The sequence below is a fragment of the Streptomyces lucensis JCM 4490 genome (genome assembly GCF_014650035.1).
GTDB lineage: Bacteria > Actinomycetota > Actinomycetes > Streptomycetales > Streptomycetaceae > Streptomyces > Streptomyces lucensis.
On the sequence record NZ_BMUE01000013.1, the window covers coordinates 33063 to 49622 of the forward strand.

Sequence of the window (16560 nt, forward strand, 5' to 3'; positions counted from 1 at the left end):
GCTCAGAACCTCTCCGGGAAGATCAGGGCGAGGACGAGATAGCCCAGCAGGGCGACGGCCACGACCAGGCCGACGACGTTCTCGACGGTCACAGCTTCGTCACCCCCCGGGCGACGAGAGCCACCAGCGCGAAGCCCGCGATTACGGTGACGACGAAGGCCAGATCGGCCATCGTGAACTCCTGAAGAGGTTCGGGGGTGGAACAAGGACGGTTAGAGGAAACCTCCTCCCTGGCCGGATCCGGTCGCTCGTTGACGACCCTCATACGGCCTCGCCCACGGCTTTGACGGAACTCTTACGGCCGCCGAGCCGTACCAGCCGGTAACAGACCGTTTCAGTTCACAGCAGCCGGAAGCGCAGCCGACAGATCACCGCGTCCGTCTCCCGCCGCACCGCGTGCGCGACGACCGCGCCCCGCTGGTTCTGCAGCAGCCGCTCCCACAGCCTCTCCGGCTCGGTCTCCGGAATCAGCACGGTGACCCGGGTGCCGGGCTCGGCGGCGGCCACCTCACGGACGTATGCCGCAATGGGACGGCCCAGGCTGCGCCGCCCGCAGGAAAGCCCCACCAGGGGCACGCCCGGGTCCCACTCGACCCAGGCCCGCTCCAGGGCGTGCAGGTGGGCGCGGTCCTCGGGGTCGGGGTAGGAGACGGTGACGGCACGGACCTCGTCACCGAGGGATGCTGCGGCCGTCAGGGCCTCGGAGGTGAGCCGGGACAGTGAGGACACCGGCACGATCACCAGGGAGCGGTCACGGTGCGGGGGTTCGGGGATGCGGCCCAGGCCGAGTCGCTCGCCGATGCGGCCGTAGGCACGGTGGACGGTGACGAAGGCGGCGACGAGCAGGGGCAGCGCCACCACGATCAGCCAGGCGCCCTCCGCGAACTTGCTCGCCGTGACGACGACCGTCGAGACACCGGTGAGCAGCGCGCCGAAGCCGTTGAGCAGCACCTTTCCGCGCCAGCCACGGCCCCGCTCGCGACGCCAGCGCCGGACCATGCCGACCTGCGCGATCGTGAAGCCGACGAACACACCGATGGCGAACATCGGCACCAGGGTGTTGGTGTCCCCTCCGGAGAAGACCAGCAGCGCGGCGGAGACGACGGCGAGGGCGAGCACACCGTGCCGGTGCACCTGACGGTCAGCCTTCAAGGCGAACACGTGCGGCGCGTAGTTGTCCCGGGCGAGCAGCTTCAGCAGCACCGGCAGCCCGCCGAAGGACGTGTTGGCAGACAGCGCCAGCAGTATCATCGTCGCGAACTGAATGACGTAGAAGGCCCAGTTGTGGCCGAGTGAGGCGTCCGCGAGCTGGGCCAGGACCGTGACGCCCGCCACGGGCTGGAGGTGGAAGCGCCCAATCAGCGCCGACAGACCGATCAGCATCAGGCCGAGTACGGCACCGAGTGCGACCTCCGCCCGCTGAGCCCGCCGCACGCGCGGGACGCGGAAGGAGGGGACGGCGTTGGCGATGGCCTCGACGCCGGTCAGGGCGGAACACCCGGAAGCGAAAGCCTTCAGCAGGAGCAGGACACCCACGCCGGTGGCGTTGCCCGCGACGACCGAGGCATGCCCGGCGGCTGTCGCCGTACTGACCGGCTCGGAGCGGAACAGACCAACGCCGATCAGCACGAAGACCGCACCCACGAAGACGACCGTCGGCACGATGAACGCCTTCGCCGACTCGACGATCCCGCGCAGGTTGATGCCCGTGATCAGGGCGAGCACCGCCAGGCACAGCCACAGCCGGTCGCCGTACAGGCCGGGGAACGCCGATGTCAGCGCGGCCACGCCCGCCGTAACCGCCACGGCGACGTTGAGCACGTAGTCCAGGATCAGTGAGGCCGCCGCCACCAGACTGGTCCGCGGTCCCAGGTGCGTCTTCGCGACCGCGTAGGACCCGCCGCCGTCCGGGAAGGCCGCGATCACCTGCCGGTAGGAGGCCACCAGCACCGCCAGCAGGGCCGCGATGGCCAGCGTCACCGGCAGGGTGAAGCCGAGGCCGTGCGCGCCGGCGGCGGCCAGGACCAGGACGATCGCCTCGGGGCCGTAAGCCACCGACGCCATCGCGTCCAGGGACAGCGCCGCAAGTCCCGTGACAGCGGTCAGCCGGTGGCGCTCACCGGTATCAGGCGGTTCCTCGCCGGCGGGGACGGCATCGGGCTCGGTGGTCAGGACGGTCATGGGGCGGAACTCCTTCGGTGAAAGCCGCGCAGCCACGTGTGCGCGGTGCCCTCAGGTTCTGACCGTTTCCGACGGTGATCGGCCGTTCCTTGCGGGATCTTCGCGCCGATACGACCGACCTTGACGGGACCTTGACGGGCCGTGCCATCAGAGCCCCATCAAGATGCATGGATCTGGTCCATCGCGTCTTTACCGTCACCGGTATGGGACGACGCGAAAGGGCGCGCAGGGCAGCGGCCGGCGCTCGCGCACACTCATCCGCGGGCGCGGTGTACGACCGTCGCTGGGCGCGGAACGTGAGGGATGCCGCCCGGTGCGCCGGCGCGCTGCTTACCGTGCTCCTGCTGATCGACTGGGGCTCGGGCCGGTTCGCGATGTGGCGCGGCCTGTTATGGCTCGCGCTCGCTGTGCTGCTGTTCGTCGTGCTGTTTCCCGTCCGCGTCTCGGCCGGTGAGGACTGGCTGGCCGCACAATGGATGCTGCGCAAGCGCCGGGTCCGAACCGATGTGCTGGTGTCCGTGCGCTGCCTGGACGGCGTCTCCCAACGGCTCGTATTGCGTGACGCGTTCGGCGCGCGCGTCGTGATCGATCCCGTCGTCCTGGTGACCAACCCGGACCTGTGGCACCGCTTCGAGGCGGGCGCCCGGAAGGCCGCGGCCGACGGTCTCCTGCTGTGCGGGCAGACCGCGCTGCGGCACCTCTCGGCCCGCATGGACCGGGAGACCGCGCTGGCCGTCTTCAAGGCATCCGGACTGGACTGATGCTTCCGGTGCCGCCTCAGTCCCGTCGGTCCGAGGGATGCGGCTGCACGCCCGTCATCAGGATGTCCAGCCCGCGCCCGGTGGTCGCCAGGACCACCTGGTCGGCGGCCCGCAGCACCCTGCCCTGCGCGGGGCGCCAGTCGAAGCCGGACCGCCGGTCGAGACGGAGTCCGGTGAGGGTGTCCATGAAGGAGGGGTCCGCCGCCGGACCGGCCGCTCCGACCGAGAGCACCCGCCACTCGTTCTCACGGAACGCCTCGTGCACCGAGCGCCCCTCCAGCTCCGGGTGCCCGGCCACGTCCAGTTCGCGGGCGAGCGCGACGCCCCGCGCGTGCGGGTCGCGTTCGATCACCACGACCGGGTGGTCGGCGGTGCACAGTCGGGGCGAGCACCCGGGTGCCGATCTTGCCGAGGCCGACGAGGACGATGTGGCCGGTCGTGTCCTCGTCCGGCGGGTGGGTCGCGGAGGCGGCGCGGAAGGCTTCGGTGGCGTTCAGGGTGGCAGCCACGACGAGCGGCAGCACGGCCAGGTCGACGAAACCGGCGACGAGTCCGAGGTCCTCCACCAGCCTGCGCTGCCGAGCCAGGGATGCGGCCGAGACGCCGCCGGCCAGGCCGTCGCTGCGGGCCACGTGCACGGCGAGCAGGTCGCCGCCGGCCGACCGGGCGGCGATCCGCGCCGCCCGCCGGACGAGCGTGTCGCCCTCCGGGCCGCCGGTCAGGGCGACGACGACCCGCTCCCGGGTCTCCCGCACCCCGCCGATGCCGTGCTGCGAGCGGTACTCCTGGAGCGCCTCGTCCACCCGGTCGGCCACCCACAGCAGCGCCAGCTGCCGCAGGGCGGTGAGGTTGCCGGGCCGGAAGTAGTTGGCGAGGGCCGCGTCGATCTTCTCCGGGGCGTAGATGTTGCCGTGCGCCATGCGGCGGCGCAGTCCCTCGGGGGGCATGTCGACCAGCTCGATCTGCCAGGCCCGGCGTACGACCTCGTCGGGCACCGTCTCGTGTTGCGGGACGTGGGTGATCTTCTCGACCACGTCGTTGAGGGATTCGAGGTGCTGGATGTTCACCGCGGTGATGACGTCGACGCCGGCCGCGAGGAGTTCCTCGATGTCCTGCCAGCGCTTGGGGTTGCGGCCGTCCCCGGGGACGTTGCTGTGGGCGCACTCGTCGACGATCGCGACCTGCGGGCGGCGGGCGAGGACCGCGGCCAGGTCCATCTCCTGAAAGCCCCCGCCGCGGTAGGTGCAGGATGTGCGGGGGACGACCTCGAGGCCGTCGGTCATGCCCTCCGTGTGCAGGCGGCCGTGGCACTCCACGAAGCCCACCACCACGTCCGCCCCGCGCGAGGCGCGGCGCCGTCCCTCGTCGAGCATCCGGTAGGTCTTGCCGACCCCCGGGGCCGCCCCGAGGTAGACCTTCAGTCGTCCGGGCCGTACGTCACTCATCGCCGCCGACGCGCTCCGCTCCCTGGCTCGACTCCCCCTGGTCCAGGGGGACTGCTCCTAAGGAAGCCCTTCGCAGGGCCGAGTGGGGCGCGTGTTAGCGACTTCTTGGCGCCGGTCTCGGGGACCTTGACACTGTTTTGACGTGACCTGGGCCGATAGGGTGAAGGCGGTGTGCCGGGAAGTCTGGTCGGCAGGGGAGCCAGGGCGGCTCTTCTCATAGCCCCAGGGGGACGGCATGCGGAGCGTCGGTACGGTACTCGCGTTGGTCATTCTGGCCACCGTCGTGGCGACCTTCGCGCGCCGCTGGCGGATGCCCGCTCCTTCTCTGCTGGTGGTCGCCGGTCTGGCCGTGGCGCTGCTGCCGGGCAGCCCGCAGATCGAGATCAGTCCGGAGATCATCGGGCTGGTCGTGCTCCCGCCGCTGTTGTACGCGAGCGCGGAGGACATGCCCTGGCGGGAGCTGCGGGCCGTGTGGAAGCCGGTCGGGGTCCTCTCCATCGGTCTGGTGCTCGCCTCCGCGGCAGCCGTCGCGGCAGTGGCGACCGCGGTCACCCCGCTGTCTTGGCAGATGGCCTTCGTGCTGGGCGCGGTGCTGGCCAGTACCGACCCGGTGGCGGTGACCGCGCTCGGCCGCAGGCTCGCCCTCCCTCCGAGGGTGCAGGTGCTCGTGCAGGCAGAGAGCCTGTTCAACGACGCGACCTCGCTGGTCCTGGTCCGGGTGGCGGCAGGCATCGCGGTGGCCTCGGCGGCGGCGAGCTGGGAGGCGGCGGGCGACCAGTTCCTGCTGCTGGCCGGCGGTGGCACGGTGATCGGGGCCGCAGTGGCCGGTGTGGTGGTGCTCATCCGACGCCGTACCGAGGAACCGGTGCTGGAGACGGTGATCGCCTTGGTCACCCCGTACGCCGCCTACCTGCTCGCGGAGGCGGCGCACACCTCCGGCGTGACCTCCTGTGTGGTCGCCGGGGTGGTACTGGGCGGCCGGGGCGACCGACTCACCAACGCCCGCATACGCCTCCAGCTGCACGCCGTGTACGGCACGGTGGTGTTCCTGCTGGAGAGCGTGGTCTTCTCCCTCATCGGGCTGGCCCTTCCCGGCGAGGTGCGGGCGCTCGCCGTCGGCGACCGGTCCTGGCCGCTGTACGCCCTCGCCGTCGCCGCCACCCTCATCGCCGTACGCCTGTTGTGGCTCGCACCGCTGTCGGCGGTCGTCCAGCGCAAGGGCGGGATCAGCCGTTTGAACTGGCGGCTGCCGTTGGTGCTGACTTGGGCGGGCACGCGCGGTGTCATGCCGCTGGCAGCCGCGCTGTCCATCCCCGCGGTCGCCAAGGACGGCACCGCCCTGACGGACCGCTCTCTGATCCTCGTCCTGACCACGTCCGTGGTGGTCGTGACGCTGGTCGTCCAGGGTTTCACCCTCGCCCCGGTCGTCCGCGCCTCCGGCCTCGCCCTGGAGCCCGCCCACACCGAGCGCGAGGAGGTCGAGGCCCGCTCGCACCTCGCCCACGCCGGACTCGCCCGCCTCGAGGAACTCGCCGAGCTGGAGGCCGTCCCCGACATCGTCCTCGACCGGCTGCGTCGCGGGCTGACCGCCCGCCTGGACGACGCCCGCGACCGCCTCGCCGAGCACAACGGCACCCCCGCCTCCACCGAGTCCGCCGACCTGGTCTACCGCCAGCTGCGCCGCGACCTGATCACCGTGGAGACCGCGGAGCTCCAGCGCCTCTACGACACGCACCGCGTCAGCGACACGACCCGGCGCCGGCTGCAACGCTCCCTGGACCTGGAGGAAGCCCGGCTCACAGACGTGTGAACGGCGTCAGCGGAACTCCGCCAGCCGTGGCCGCAGCCCCAGCGCGGTGAACGCCATCGCCGCGAGCAGCAGGGTGCCGGCCCAGGGCAGCAGGCCGCTCTTCGCCCCGCGGCCGTCCCGCACCGAGGAGGTGAAGTGGGCCCGGTTGATGTCCGTCACCTTGTCCAGGGCAGCCATCCACGCGCCGAAGTGCGCGTTGGAGGTGCCGGGCTTCCAGTCCATGCAGAACTCCACCGCCTCGCGCTCCCTCCCGGCCGCCAGCAGTGCCCAGATCCTGCGGTCGTCGCGCTGGTAGACGGCGTACGTCTCCACGGTCTTCTCGGCCGCGGCACGTTCCCCGGGGAAGGCGATGTTGTCCAGCTCGCGCCGGAACTCGCCAGTGAAGCGCAGGTCGTGGCGGTCGGTCCGGTACTCCCGCCAGCTGGTGGCCAGCCCGGCGTCGTACGTGTCGAGGGTCTCGCGCTGGATGCCGTACAGCTTCTGCGACTTGGCGAGGAACGACTGCGCGTACTGCTCGCGGCGCCGCGGGTCGAGGAGGTAGCGGCTCTCGTCGGCATTGGCGTCGTAGGCGATGGCGCGGGCGCGCGAGAGCGCGACGACGGAGTCGAAGGCGTCACGGCGTGCGCCGCGCAGGTTCCCGGACGACGAGGTGAGCATCTGCGCGCCAAGTACCACCGCGAGCAGGGCGCAGGCGGTCGCGGCGAGGAGGGGCGGGTTCAGGATCCGGTGGAAGCGCCGAGTCAGGTACCACTGGAGGATGCCGAGGGCGGCCAGCAGGAGCAGGCCCAGCGCGGCGGTGGCGGCAAGCTGCGCGGAGAGCGTGGAGCGGGCGGCGCTGTACTCGGCGTCGAAGGCGCGGTCGTTGGCGGACACCAGCGTGCGGGACTCGGGCAGCAGCCTGCCCTGCAGCAGGTCGGTCGCCTTGCGGTAGCCAGCCCGGGCGGCCGGCTTGCCGCCGGCGTGCCCGTCGTTCTCCAGGGCGCGCCCTATCAGCTCCTGGTAGTCGGCGAAGTCGTCGGTCAGGTTCTCCACGGTCTTCTCGTCGGACCGCTCCCCCGGGCGCAGCCCCGGACCCGGTCCGGCCGTCCGCGAATACCCTCGTCTTCGCGGTCCGGGGCTGCCCCCGGATTGGGCGACCACAGTCCGTGGCGGTGCTCCTTGCTCGGTCCGAGGACCCTGCGCTGATCCGGCCGTGAGTGTCACGGTCCCTCCAACGTCACCGCCACGGACGGTCGCCCGTCCCCCGTTGGTGATCAGTCTGCGACCGGATTCGGCCACCCATGGCTCGTCTTGACGGCTCCCTGATGGCGAATCAGCTTTGTTTGACGGCACTTTGACGGCGGCCTGCGCGGCGCCGTATGAGTGCCGCAAATTCTGTGTCCGCCACGCCGGTCGGAGCGGCGAGCGGCATTAGATTCGCTGTCGGCCGCCGCTGGAGCCATGAACGTCAGGGCCCAACAGACGTCCGTGGCCCCGCACGACGGGCGGAGTCCCCACTCCGCTGTGACGCGGGGGCGGCCCGGTGTGTGTCCGAGGGGGCACACGCCCGCGCAGGACGCCTTGTCGTCGCCTCTTCGCCGGCGTCCGTGCGCCGCCGTGCGGTGCCGGGGCCCCGGCACCGCACGGACCGCCCACTCCGTTCGATCCCCGGCTGTCCGATCCCCGGCTGTCCGATTCCCCCGACAAGACACGAAGGTGTCCATGCTTCCCGCTGCCCCCGAGCAGGCTTCCCCGTCCCGTCCCGAGCGCGCGGCCCGGCCCGGACCGGAGGGACGGCGGAGACGCCGTGCGCCGAGCGGGCTGTTCGAACCCGTCCAGCTCGTCCGCTCGTTCCCCGAGGCGCTGCGCAAACTGCACCCGCGCACCCTGGTCCGGAACCCGGTCCTGTTCGTGGTGTCCGTCGGGGCGGTCCTGACCACGCTGTCGGCGCTGCTCCATCCCGCCGTCTTCACCTGGGTCATCAGCCTGTGGCTGTGGCTGACAGTGGTCTTCGCCAACCTGGCCGAGGCGGTCGCCGAGGGCCGCGGCAAGGCACAGGCGGAGTCGCTGCGCAGGGCCCGCACGGACACGGTGGCGCTGCGGCTGCTGCACTGGAGCTACGGCACCGATCCACGCACCGCCCGCACGGAGGCCGTCGCCGCCACCGAACTGAAACCGCTGGACGTCGTGGTGGTCGAGGCGGGCGAGATGATCCCGGCCGACGGCGACGTGATCGATGGAGTCGCCGCCGTCGACGAGTCCGCCGTGACGGGTGAGTCCGCGCCCGTGATCCGGGAGTCGGGCGGGGACCGCAGCGGCGTCACGGGCGGCACCACGGTCCTGTCAGACCGGATCGTCGTACGAGTTAGCGCACGCCCCGGGCACAGCTTCCTGGACCGGATGATCGCACTGGTCGAAGGAGCCTCCCGGCAGAAGACCCCGAACGAGATAGCGCTGAACATCCTGCTCGCCTCCCTCACGATCATCTTCCTCTTGGTCGCGGTGGCCCTGCAGCCGATGGGCGAGTACGCGGGCGCCGCCCAGACCACGACCGTGCTGGTCGCGCTCCTCGTCACGCTCATCCCGACGACGATCGGCGCCCTGCTGTCCGCGATCGGCATCGCCGGCATGGACCGGCTGGTGCAGCGCAACGTGCTGGCCATGTCGGGTCGGGCGGTCGAGGCTGCGGGGGACGTGAACACCCTGCTGCTCGACAAGACCGGCACCATCACGCTCGGCAACCGGGAGGCCGCCGCCTTCGTCCCGCTGCCCGGCATCGACGAGCGGCAGCTCGCCGACGCGGCCCAGCTGTCCTCGCTGGCCGACGAGACCCCGGAGGGCCGCTCCGTCGTCGTCCTGGCGAAGAACCGGTACGGCCTGCGGGGCCCCGCCGAAGGTGAGTTGGCGAACGCCCGCTGGGTGGCCTTCAGCGCACAGACCCGGATGAGCGGCGTCGACCTGCGCTGGGACAACGGAGCCGTCTGCGCCATCCGCAAGGGGGCCGCGCAGCAGGTGATCGACTGGGTGCAGATGTACGGCGGCCACGTGCCGCCTGAGGCGCGGCGGTACGCCGACGCCGTGGCCGCCTCCGGCGGGACACCGCTGCTGGTCGCGGTGCACGACTGGGACGGACCGCGCGTCCTCGGCCTGATCCATCTCAAGGACGTCGTCAAGGACGGCATCCGCGAACGCTTCGCCGAACTGCGCCGCATGGGCATACGCACGGTGATGATCACCGGTGACAACCCGCTGACCGCCAAGGCCATCGCCGAAGAGGCGGGTGTGGACGACTACTTGGCCGAGGCCACCCCCGAGGACAAGCTCGCCCTGATCAAACAGGAGCAGGAGGGCGGCAAGCTGGTCGCCATGACCGGTGACGGGACCAACGACGCGCCCGCGCTCGCGCAGGCGGATGTCGGCGTGGCGATGAACACGGGCACGTCGGCCGCCAAGGAGGCCGGCAACATGGTCGACCTCGACTCCAACCCGACCAAGCTCATCGAGATCGTCGAGATCGGCAAGCAACTCCTCATCACTCGGGGAGCGTTGACGACCTTCTCCATCACCAACGACGTGGCGAAGTACTTCGCCATCATCCCGGCCATGTTCGCGGGCTCGTACCCGGGCCTGGAGTCGCTGAACGTGATGGGCCTGCACAGCCCGACCTCCGCGATCACCTCCGCGATCATCTTCAACGCCCTGATCATCATCGCCCTGATCCCCCTCGCCCTGCGCGGCGCGCGCTACATCCCCGCCTCCGCCCACGACCTGCTGCGCCGCAACCTGCTCGTCTACGGCCTCGGCGGCCTGGTCCTGCCCTTCGTCGGCATCAAGCTGATCGACCTGCTGATCTCCCAGGTGCCCGGCCTTGGCTGAGCCCCGCCCACCCGTCTGGCTCGCCCGTCAAGGTCCCGTATGCGCACGTCAGAGCCCCGTCAGAAAAGGGGATTTCGGCTTGCCCCGCCCGTGCGGCACGGCTTCCATGGATGACGTGAACAGCGCCTGGCTCCTCCTCGACCGGCCGCCGAGTCCCTCCCCCAGCCTTCGGCCGGGGGTGCCCCCATCTCGCTTCGCTCGGCAGTCGCGTCGTCAGCCGCGCTGACCGGAAGCGCCCGCGCCACGCCGGCATCGCGTCCCGCCGACGCCATGCCGCACCGGCGACGCGTCCCGCCGACGCCGCTTTCCGAGACTCGAGGGGCGCCGTGATCGGCTCCCGGCGCCCCTCGATTCACCTTCTCCACCGCACGCCCACCGCCCCTCACCAGGTGGCGTCGGCATGCCCACAACCCCGGATCGGATCATGCCCACCTCCGCCCTTTCGTCCCGTACCGTCCTGGTCACGGGCGCCACTTCCGGCATCGGTTACGAAACCGCCCGGCAGCTCGCCGAGCGCGGCGCCACCGTGCTGCTGCACGGCCGTACCGCCGAGGAGGCCCGTGCCGCCGCCGACCGCCTCATCGCTACAGCCGGAGTCGATGCCAACCAACTCGCGCTCTACTCGGCTGACTTCGCTCACCTGGAGGAAGTCGGGACCCTCGCCCGCACGATCGTCGCTGAACACCCGCACCTGGACGTCCTCGTCAACAACGCCGGCATGGCCGCCCCCGAGCGGCACACCGTCACCACCGACGGCAACGAGATCGCCTTCCAGGTCAACTTCCTCGCCCACTACCTCCTCACCTGCCTGCTGGGACCCGCCCTCACCAGCGACCCGGGCGGCCGCGTCGTCAACGTCTCCTCCTCCCTGCACCGCACCGCCTCCATCCAGTGGGCCGACCCCAACCGCGCCCGCCGCTACTCCCGCCTCGCCGTCTACGCGCAGTCCCAGCTCGCGTTGACCGTCTTCACCGCGGACCCGCGCGTCACCGCCGTCTCCGTCCACCCGGAAGTCGCGACACCGCGCTCCTGCCCCTGTACTCGCACGAGTGCGGCTCAGCGGCCGAGGGCGCCGCGCACGTGGTCCGGCTCTGCGACCCGGCCGTCGAGATCGTCAACGGCGCCTACTACGACCGCGACGCGCGCGTCGAACCGGCCCCGGCCGCGACCGAGGACCGCACGGTCAAACGCCTCAACAAGCTGGCGGATCTGCTGGTCGGCCGCAACGCCGCCTGAAGAACGGTCGAGACAGAGGGAGTTGTACATGTCGAAGCGCGCCCGCAAGCAGAAGGACCGCCGCAAGAAGAAGACCAGCCACGGCAGCAAGGCCGGCCAGGGCTGACCGCGGCACCCCCGGGGCGGGCGACAGGGAGCGGCAATCCCCGTCGCCCGTCCGATCCGTGTCCCATCTCCCACCCTCTACGAGGCATTGATGATCCCGATCTCTCCGCCGGACCGCCGGGCACTCGCGCGCTGGTTCCCCACGAACTCACCCGGCCCCGCCACCATCGGCGAACACGTGCTGGCCACGGGTGTCGGCCGGTGGTGGGCCGACCGGCCCGTCCAGCCGAGCACGGTCGCCGTCTCCTGCGCCGGCCACGTCGTACTGCGCGGCAACCCGGAAGACCTGACGCCAGAACTCCTCGCCTCGCTGGCCGGCAACCGCGTCGAAGCCCCGGCCCGGCTCCTGCCCGCCCTCGGTGCCGCCTTCGACCGGCTCACCCCCTGGGAGCGCATGATCTGGACCCTCCAGGCCACGCCCCAGCCCGCCACCGTCGCGCACTCCGTGACCGTACGGCGCCTGGAGCCGGCGGACACAGACGCGGTGCAGGAACTCGGCCCGGACGCCTCCTGGCTCTCGGCCAGCTGGGGTGGCCCGCGCGGCTTCACCGCCTCCGGCCACGCCTGGGCCGCAGTGGGCCGCAGCGGCTGCATCCTCGCTGTGGCCTGCACCTACTTCCGTGGCACCGGCTACGAGGACGTGGCCGTCTACACCGTCCCCGACCGCAGGCGCCACCACCTCGCGCTGGCCTGCGTCACCTCCCTGTGCGCGGACATCACGGCTCGCGGCCACACACCCAGTTGGAACTGCTCCCTCCACAACCGCGCCAGCCGCCTGCTGGCCTGGAACGCCGGTTTCCGCCTGGTCCGCGAATACGTCCACTACGCGGCGGGGAGCCCGGTGTCACACCCTCGGCTCAGCGCCTAGCGATCACCCCGGAAAGAAGGAGACTCCCGTGACCAGGAAGCCCCCGCTCCTCACCCTGCCGATCCTCGAAGGCCGCCACGAGCTCACGATCACCCGGCTGAAGCGCGGTGAGGACTCCTTCACGCTCCACTACCGGATCACGCCCCCGCTGCCAGAGTCCGGCGACGAGCCCCCCCTACGCCCGGTCCTGAAGGCCGTGGACGACCTCGGCAACGAGTACGACGACCGCGGCGGCGCCTACGGCACGCACCCGGACGGCACCTGCACCGACGGGAGCCTCAGCGGACATCCGTCCCCGCATCCGGACGCGACCAGCCTGCGGATCCGCATCACCTTGCTGCGGGGCGGCAGGGAAACGTCGTACGACATGACGCTGCGTGTCCGGCCCTGAAGGCGCGGCGCGCGACGCGCTCGGCCTTAACGCGGTCTTGACGCGTTAAGCGGACATACAGGTGGGCCCATGCGTCACTCCCTGCTTACGCTGGTGCGGCCGTCCGTGTGATGGCCGGAACCCCACGCTGAGCCGCACACCAGGAGAGCACGTCCATGGCCACCACCGAACACCCTCCCAGTACCGGCCGCCTGCGCACCTGGATGCTGGAGGGCCTGTCCGACATGGGCAAGCACGGCGGCCACACCGGCCCGCACGCCGAGCCCGAGCCCCCGCACACGGGTCAGCGCTGGTACCGGGTGATGTGCCTGACCGGCGTCGACTACTTCTCCACCCTCGGTTACCAGCCCGGCATCGCCGCCCTGGCGGCCGGCCTGCTCTCCCCGATCGCCACCCTCGTCCTCGTCGTCGTCACCCTCGCCGGCGCTCTCCCGGTGTACCGCAGGGTGGCCGAGGAGAGCCCCCACGGCGAGGGCTCCATCGCCATGCTGGAACGGCTGCTGTCCTTCTGGAAGGGCAAGCTCTTCGTCCTGACCCTGCTGGGCTTCGCCGCCACGGACTTTCTGATCACTATCACCCTCTCGGCCGCCGACGCCTCCACCCACCTCATCGAGAACCCGCACCTGACGAACGTGCTGCACGGCCAGCAGATGCTGATCACTCTGCTGCTGGTGGCCCTGCTCGGCGCGGTGTTCCTCAAGGGCTTCCTGGAGGCGATCGGCGTCGCCGTCGCCCTGGTCGTGGTCTATCTCGGCCTGAACGCCGTCGTCGTGGTCGTCGGCTTCTGGCACGTCCTGACCGCCGGGCACGTCGTCACCGACTGGACCAGCGCCCTGACCACCCAGCACGGCAACGTCTTCGCCATGATCGGCGTGTCCCTGCTGGTCTTCCCGAAGCTCGCCCTCGGTCTGTCCGGTTTCGAGACCGGCGTCGCGGTCATGCCGCACGTCCAGGGCGACCCGGATGACACCGAGGACAAGCCCAAGGGCCGGATCAGGGACACCAAGAAGCTGCTGACGGCCGCCGCGCTCATCATGAGCGTGTTCCTGATCGCCACCGCATTCATCACCACGGTGCTGATCCCGGCGAAGGAGTTCAAGACCGGTGGCCAGGCCAACGGCCGTGCACTCGCCTATCTCGCCCACGAGTACCTGGGCAACGCCTTCGGCACGGTCTACGACCTCTCGACGATCGCCATCCTGTGGTTCGCGGGCGCGTCCGCGATGGCGGGCCTGCTCAACCTGATGCCGCGCTACCTGCCCCGCTACGGCATGGCCCCGCACTGGGCCCGCGCCGTGCGCCCGATGGTGATCGTCTTCACGCTGATCGCCTTCCTGGTGACCTGGATCTTCGACGCCAACGTCGACGCACAGGGCGGCGCCTACGCCACCGGCGTGCTGGTCCTGATGTCCTCCGCCGCGATCGCGGTGACCATCGCCGCCCGCCGGGCCGCCCAGCGCGGCTGGACCGTCGGCTTCGCCATCATCTCGGCCGTCCTGCTCTACGTCACCGTCGCCAACGTCATCGAGCGCCCGGACGGTGTGAAGATCGGCGCCTGCTTCATCGTCGGCATCATTCTCATCTCCCTGGCGTCTCGGCTGGCCCGTGCCTTCGAGCTGCGCGTCACGCACGTCGAACTGGACGACATGGCGGAACGATTCATCCGTGACATGTCCAGCCGCAAAATCCGGTTCATCGCCAACGAGCCCGGTGTGCGGGACAAGGCCGAGTACCGCGACAAGGTCGAGCAGATCCGCGCCGACAACGACATGCCCGAGCAGGAGGACTTCGTCTTCGTCGAGGTCACGGTCACCGACCCCTCCGAGTTCGAGGCGGGCCTCACCGTGCGCGGCGAGGTCCTCCACAACCGCTACCGCGTCCTGACGGTGGAGTCCTCTTCCATCCCCAACGCCCTCGCAGCGCTCCTCCTCCACGTCCGGGACATGACGGGCTGCACCCCGCACATGTACTTCGAGTGGACCGAGGGCAGCCCCTTCGCCAACTTCCTGCGTTTCTTCCTCTTCGGCCAGGGCGAGGTCGCCCCGGTCACCCGCGAGGTGCTGCGCGAGGCGGAACCGAACCGCGTCAGGCGCCCGCGCGTGCACACCGGCTGAGGACCGGCCCCGCGGCCGCGTCAGGATCCCGTCAAGATTCGGAACAGGTCGGCAATCGTCCACACCGACGGGCAGTGGTCACTCACTGACCACAGTCCGGTGCACAGGTGGCTCGTACCGACATGCTCCAGCAGCCCCGGCGGCACGGACCGCCGTTCATCTTCTTGATGCGGGCGCCCATTGCCGTGCTCCGGGCGACTCGACGCGCGAACCACACCTCGGGCCTCGCACACAGCCTGACGCTCCATCAGGGCGAGCGTCACATGAGCGTCAGAACTGCCTCGCGGGGACGCTGCGAAGACCACGGTCACCGCGCGCCCACCTTCCCGTCGCTGATCGAAGCCGCAGGTCAGGGACGTCCGTCCGGCACGCGGCCTGCTCCACCTCGTGCACTTCGGGAAAGAGGTCGAGGACCGCCGACGCGCCTCGGCCATCCAGGAAGACTCGCAGGTCAGAGCCCCTTTGTAGTGGGTTCGAGAATGGCCACGCACTCCACATGGTGCGTCATCGGGAACAGGTCGAACGCCCGCAGCGTCCGCACCCGGTAGCCGCCCTCGCGGAAGTAGCCCAGGTCCCGGGCCAGCGCAGCGGGATCGCAGGCGACGTACGCGATGCGGCGGGCGCCCAGGGAGGTGAGGTGGGCGACCGTGCCGCGGCCGGCGCCCGCGCGGGGCGGGTCGAGGACGATGAGGTCGACCTCCGTGATGCCCGTGCGCGGGAGGACCGACTCGACCTTGCCCTGCTCGACGCGGACCCGCGGGAAGCCGGCCAGGTTGTGCCGCGCGTCCTCCACCGCCCGCTTGCCGGACTCGATGCCGAGGACCGCGCCCTTCTCGCCGAGGCGGTCGGCGAGGGCGCCCGCGAAGAGGCCGACTCCGCAGTACAGGTCGAGGGCCATCTCGCCCTTGCGGGGCAGCAGGCCCTGCATGACGGCCTTGACGAGGGTGTCGGCCGACTTCGGGTGGACCTGCCAGAAGCCGCCGCTGCCGACCCGGTAGGTGCGGTCGTCGGCGCGCTCGCGGACGAACGCGCGGCCGTGGACGCGGTGGATGCCGCCGTCCTTCTCGTCGACGCGCATCACGGAGACGGGCCTGTCGAGCTCGACGAGCGGCAGCCGGGCGCCGGGACGCGGCTCCAGGATCACCATGCGGTCCTGGGAACCGGTCGCGGCGATCGCCTCGACGGAGGCCATGCCGGACCAGTCCCGGTCCTCGATGCCGAGTTCGCTGACGCCCTGCGCGGCGATCATGCAGTGGTCGATCGGTTCGACCTCGTGCGAGCGGTGGCGCCGCAGGCCGGCGTTGCCGTCCGCGTCGACCGCGTACTGGACCCGCGTCCTCCATTGCGGGACCTGGCCGGCCGGCAGCTTGTCGCCCTCGGCCGGCATCACCGTGCCGTCCCAGCCCGCCTCCTCGGGGGTGAGGCCGGCGAGCCGCTGCAGCTGCTCGGCGATCACCTCGCCCTTGAGGCGGCGCTGGGCGCCCGGCTTGGCGTGCTGCCAGTCGCAGCCGCCGCAGCGGCCGGGTCCGGCGAACGGGCAGGGGGCCTCGATGCGGTCCTTGGAGGCCTCGAGGATCTCCACCGCGTCCGCGCGCAGGAAGCGGGCGCCCTCCTCGCCCTCGGTCACCCGGGCCACCACCCGCTCGCCCGGCAGCGCGTGCCGCACGAAGAGGACCTGCCCCTCGGAGGTACGGGCGACGCAGTGGCCGCCGTGGGCGACGGGGCCGACCTCGACCTCGTACTCCTCGCCCACCAGAGACTTCGTCGGTTCTGTCTGCATGGTGGGGTGACTCC

General features: G+C 71.1%; 12 protein-coding genes and 2 pseudogenes. 7 read left to right on the plus strand and 7 right to left on the minus strand.

What is annotated here, in order from left to right; all coding sequences use genetic code 11:
- Positions 1-2 precede the first annotated feature (2 nt).
- The 3 genes from kdpF to IE177_RS25970 all read right to left on the minus strand — a co-directional run bounded on the left by kdpF (position 3) and on the right by IE177_RS25970 (position 2181).
- The gene (kdpF, locus tag IE177_RS25960) at positions 3-92 is read right to left on the minus strand and encodes a K(+)-transporting ATPase subunit F (RefSeq protein WP_037770757.1); all 90 of its coding nucleotides are present in this window, start codon (positions 90-92) and stop codon (positions 3-5) included.
- Entirely contained in the window at positions 89-265 is a 177-nt protein-coding gene (locus tag IE177_RS25965; protein ID WP_190017999.1) for a hypothetical protein, read from the minus strand. Before IE177_RS25965 ends, kdpF begins: the two co-directional genes overlap by 4 nt.
- Before the next feature lie 74 nt (positions 266-339).
- The gene (locus IE177_RS25970) at positions 340-2181 is read right to left on the minus strand and encodes an APC family permease (protein WP_190017852.1); all 1842 of its coding nucleotides are present in this window, start codon (positions 2179-2181) and stop codon (positions 340-342) included.
- A gap of 335 nt (positions 2182-2516) precedes the next feature.
- Between IE177_RS25970 and IE177_RS25975 the strand changes: the two genes are divergently transcribed.
- The gene (locus tag IE177_RS25975; protein ID WP_229816269.1) at positions 2517-2942 is read left to right on the plus strand and encodes a hypothetical protein; all 426 of its coding nucleotides are present in this window, start codon (positions 2517-2519) and stop codon (positions 2940-2942) included.
- A 16-nt stretch (positions 2943-2958) separates the two neighbouring features.
- Here IE177_RS25975 and IE177_RS25980 read toward each other — a convergent pair whose 3' ends face one another.
- Complete coding sequence (locus IE177_RS25980; protein ID WP_190017853.1) at positions 2959-3207, minus strand: hypothetical protein; 249 nt, start codon at positions 3205-3207, stop codon at positions 2959-2961.
- A gap of 286 nt (positions 3208-3493) precedes the next feature.
- Positions 3494-4387 (minus strand): annotated as a pseudogene (locus IE177_RS25985) (histidine kinase); the annotation flags it as partial.
- Between the two features lie 235 nt (positions 4388-4622).
- Here IE177_RS25985 and IE177_RS25990 point away from each other — a divergent pair.
- On the plus strand, positions 4623-6197 hold the full coding sequence (locus IE177_RS25990) for a Na+/H+ antiporter (RefSeq protein WP_190017854.1): 1575 nt from the start codon (positions 4623-4625) through the stop codon (positions 6195-6197).
- A gap of 6 nt (positions 6198-6203) precedes the next feature.
- Here IE177_RS25990 and IE177_RS25995 read toward each other — a convergent pair whose 3' ends face one another.
- The gene (locus IE177_RS25995) at positions 6204-7529 is read right to left on the minus strand and encodes a GlnX family signal transduction membrane protein (protein ID WP_506005065.1); all 1326 of its coding nucleotides are present in this window, start codon (positions 7527-7529) and stop codon (positions 6204-6206) included.
- A 369-nt stretch (positions 7530-7898) separates the two neighbouring features.
- Here IE177_RS25995 and kdpB point away from each other — a divergent pair, with 369 nt between their 5' ends.
- From kdpB to IE177_RS26020, 5 genes and pseudogenes are all read left to right on the plus strand, one after another.
- Complete coding sequence (gene kdpB, locus IE177_RS26000; RefSeq protein ID WP_190017856.1) at positions 7899-10052, plus strand: potassium-transporting ATPase subunit KdpB; 2154 nt, start codon at positions 7899-7901, stop codon at positions 10050-10052.
- Positions 10053-10476: 424 nt separating this feature from the next.
- A pseudogene (locus IE177_RS26005) lies at positions 10477-11288 on the plus strand (SDR family NAD(P)-dependent oxidoreductase).
- A gap of 196 nt (positions 11289-11484) precedes the next feature.
- Positions 11485-12261, plus strand: a complete 777-nt coding sequence (locus IE177_RS26010; protein WP_190017857.1) for a GNAT family N-acetyltransferase — start codon at positions 11485-11487, stop codon at positions 12259-12261.
- A 28-nt stretch (positions 12262-12289) separates the two neighbouring features.
- Positions 12290-12652 (plus strand): hypothetical protein, encoded by a 363-nt coding sequence (locus IE177_RS26015; protein ID WP_229816270.1) that lies wholly within the window; start codon positions 12290-12292, stop codon positions 12650-12652.
- A 155-nt stretch (positions 12653-12807) separates the two neighbouring features.
- Positions 12808-14766, plus strand: coding sequence for an APC family permease (locus IE177_RS26020; protein ID WP_190017858.1), 1959 nt, complete (start codon positions 12808-12810; stop codon positions 14764-14766).
- A gap of 451 nt (positions 14767-15217) precedes the next feature.
- Here the strand turns inward: IE177_RS26020 and IE177_RS26025 are convergent, their stop codons facing one another.
- Complete coding sequence (locus IE177_RS26025) at positions 15218-16546, minus strand: class I SAM-dependent RNA methyltransferase (protein ID WP_190017859.1); 1329 nt, start codon at positions 16544-16546, stop codon at positions 15218-15220.
- Positions 16547-16560 lie beyond the last annotated feature (14 nt).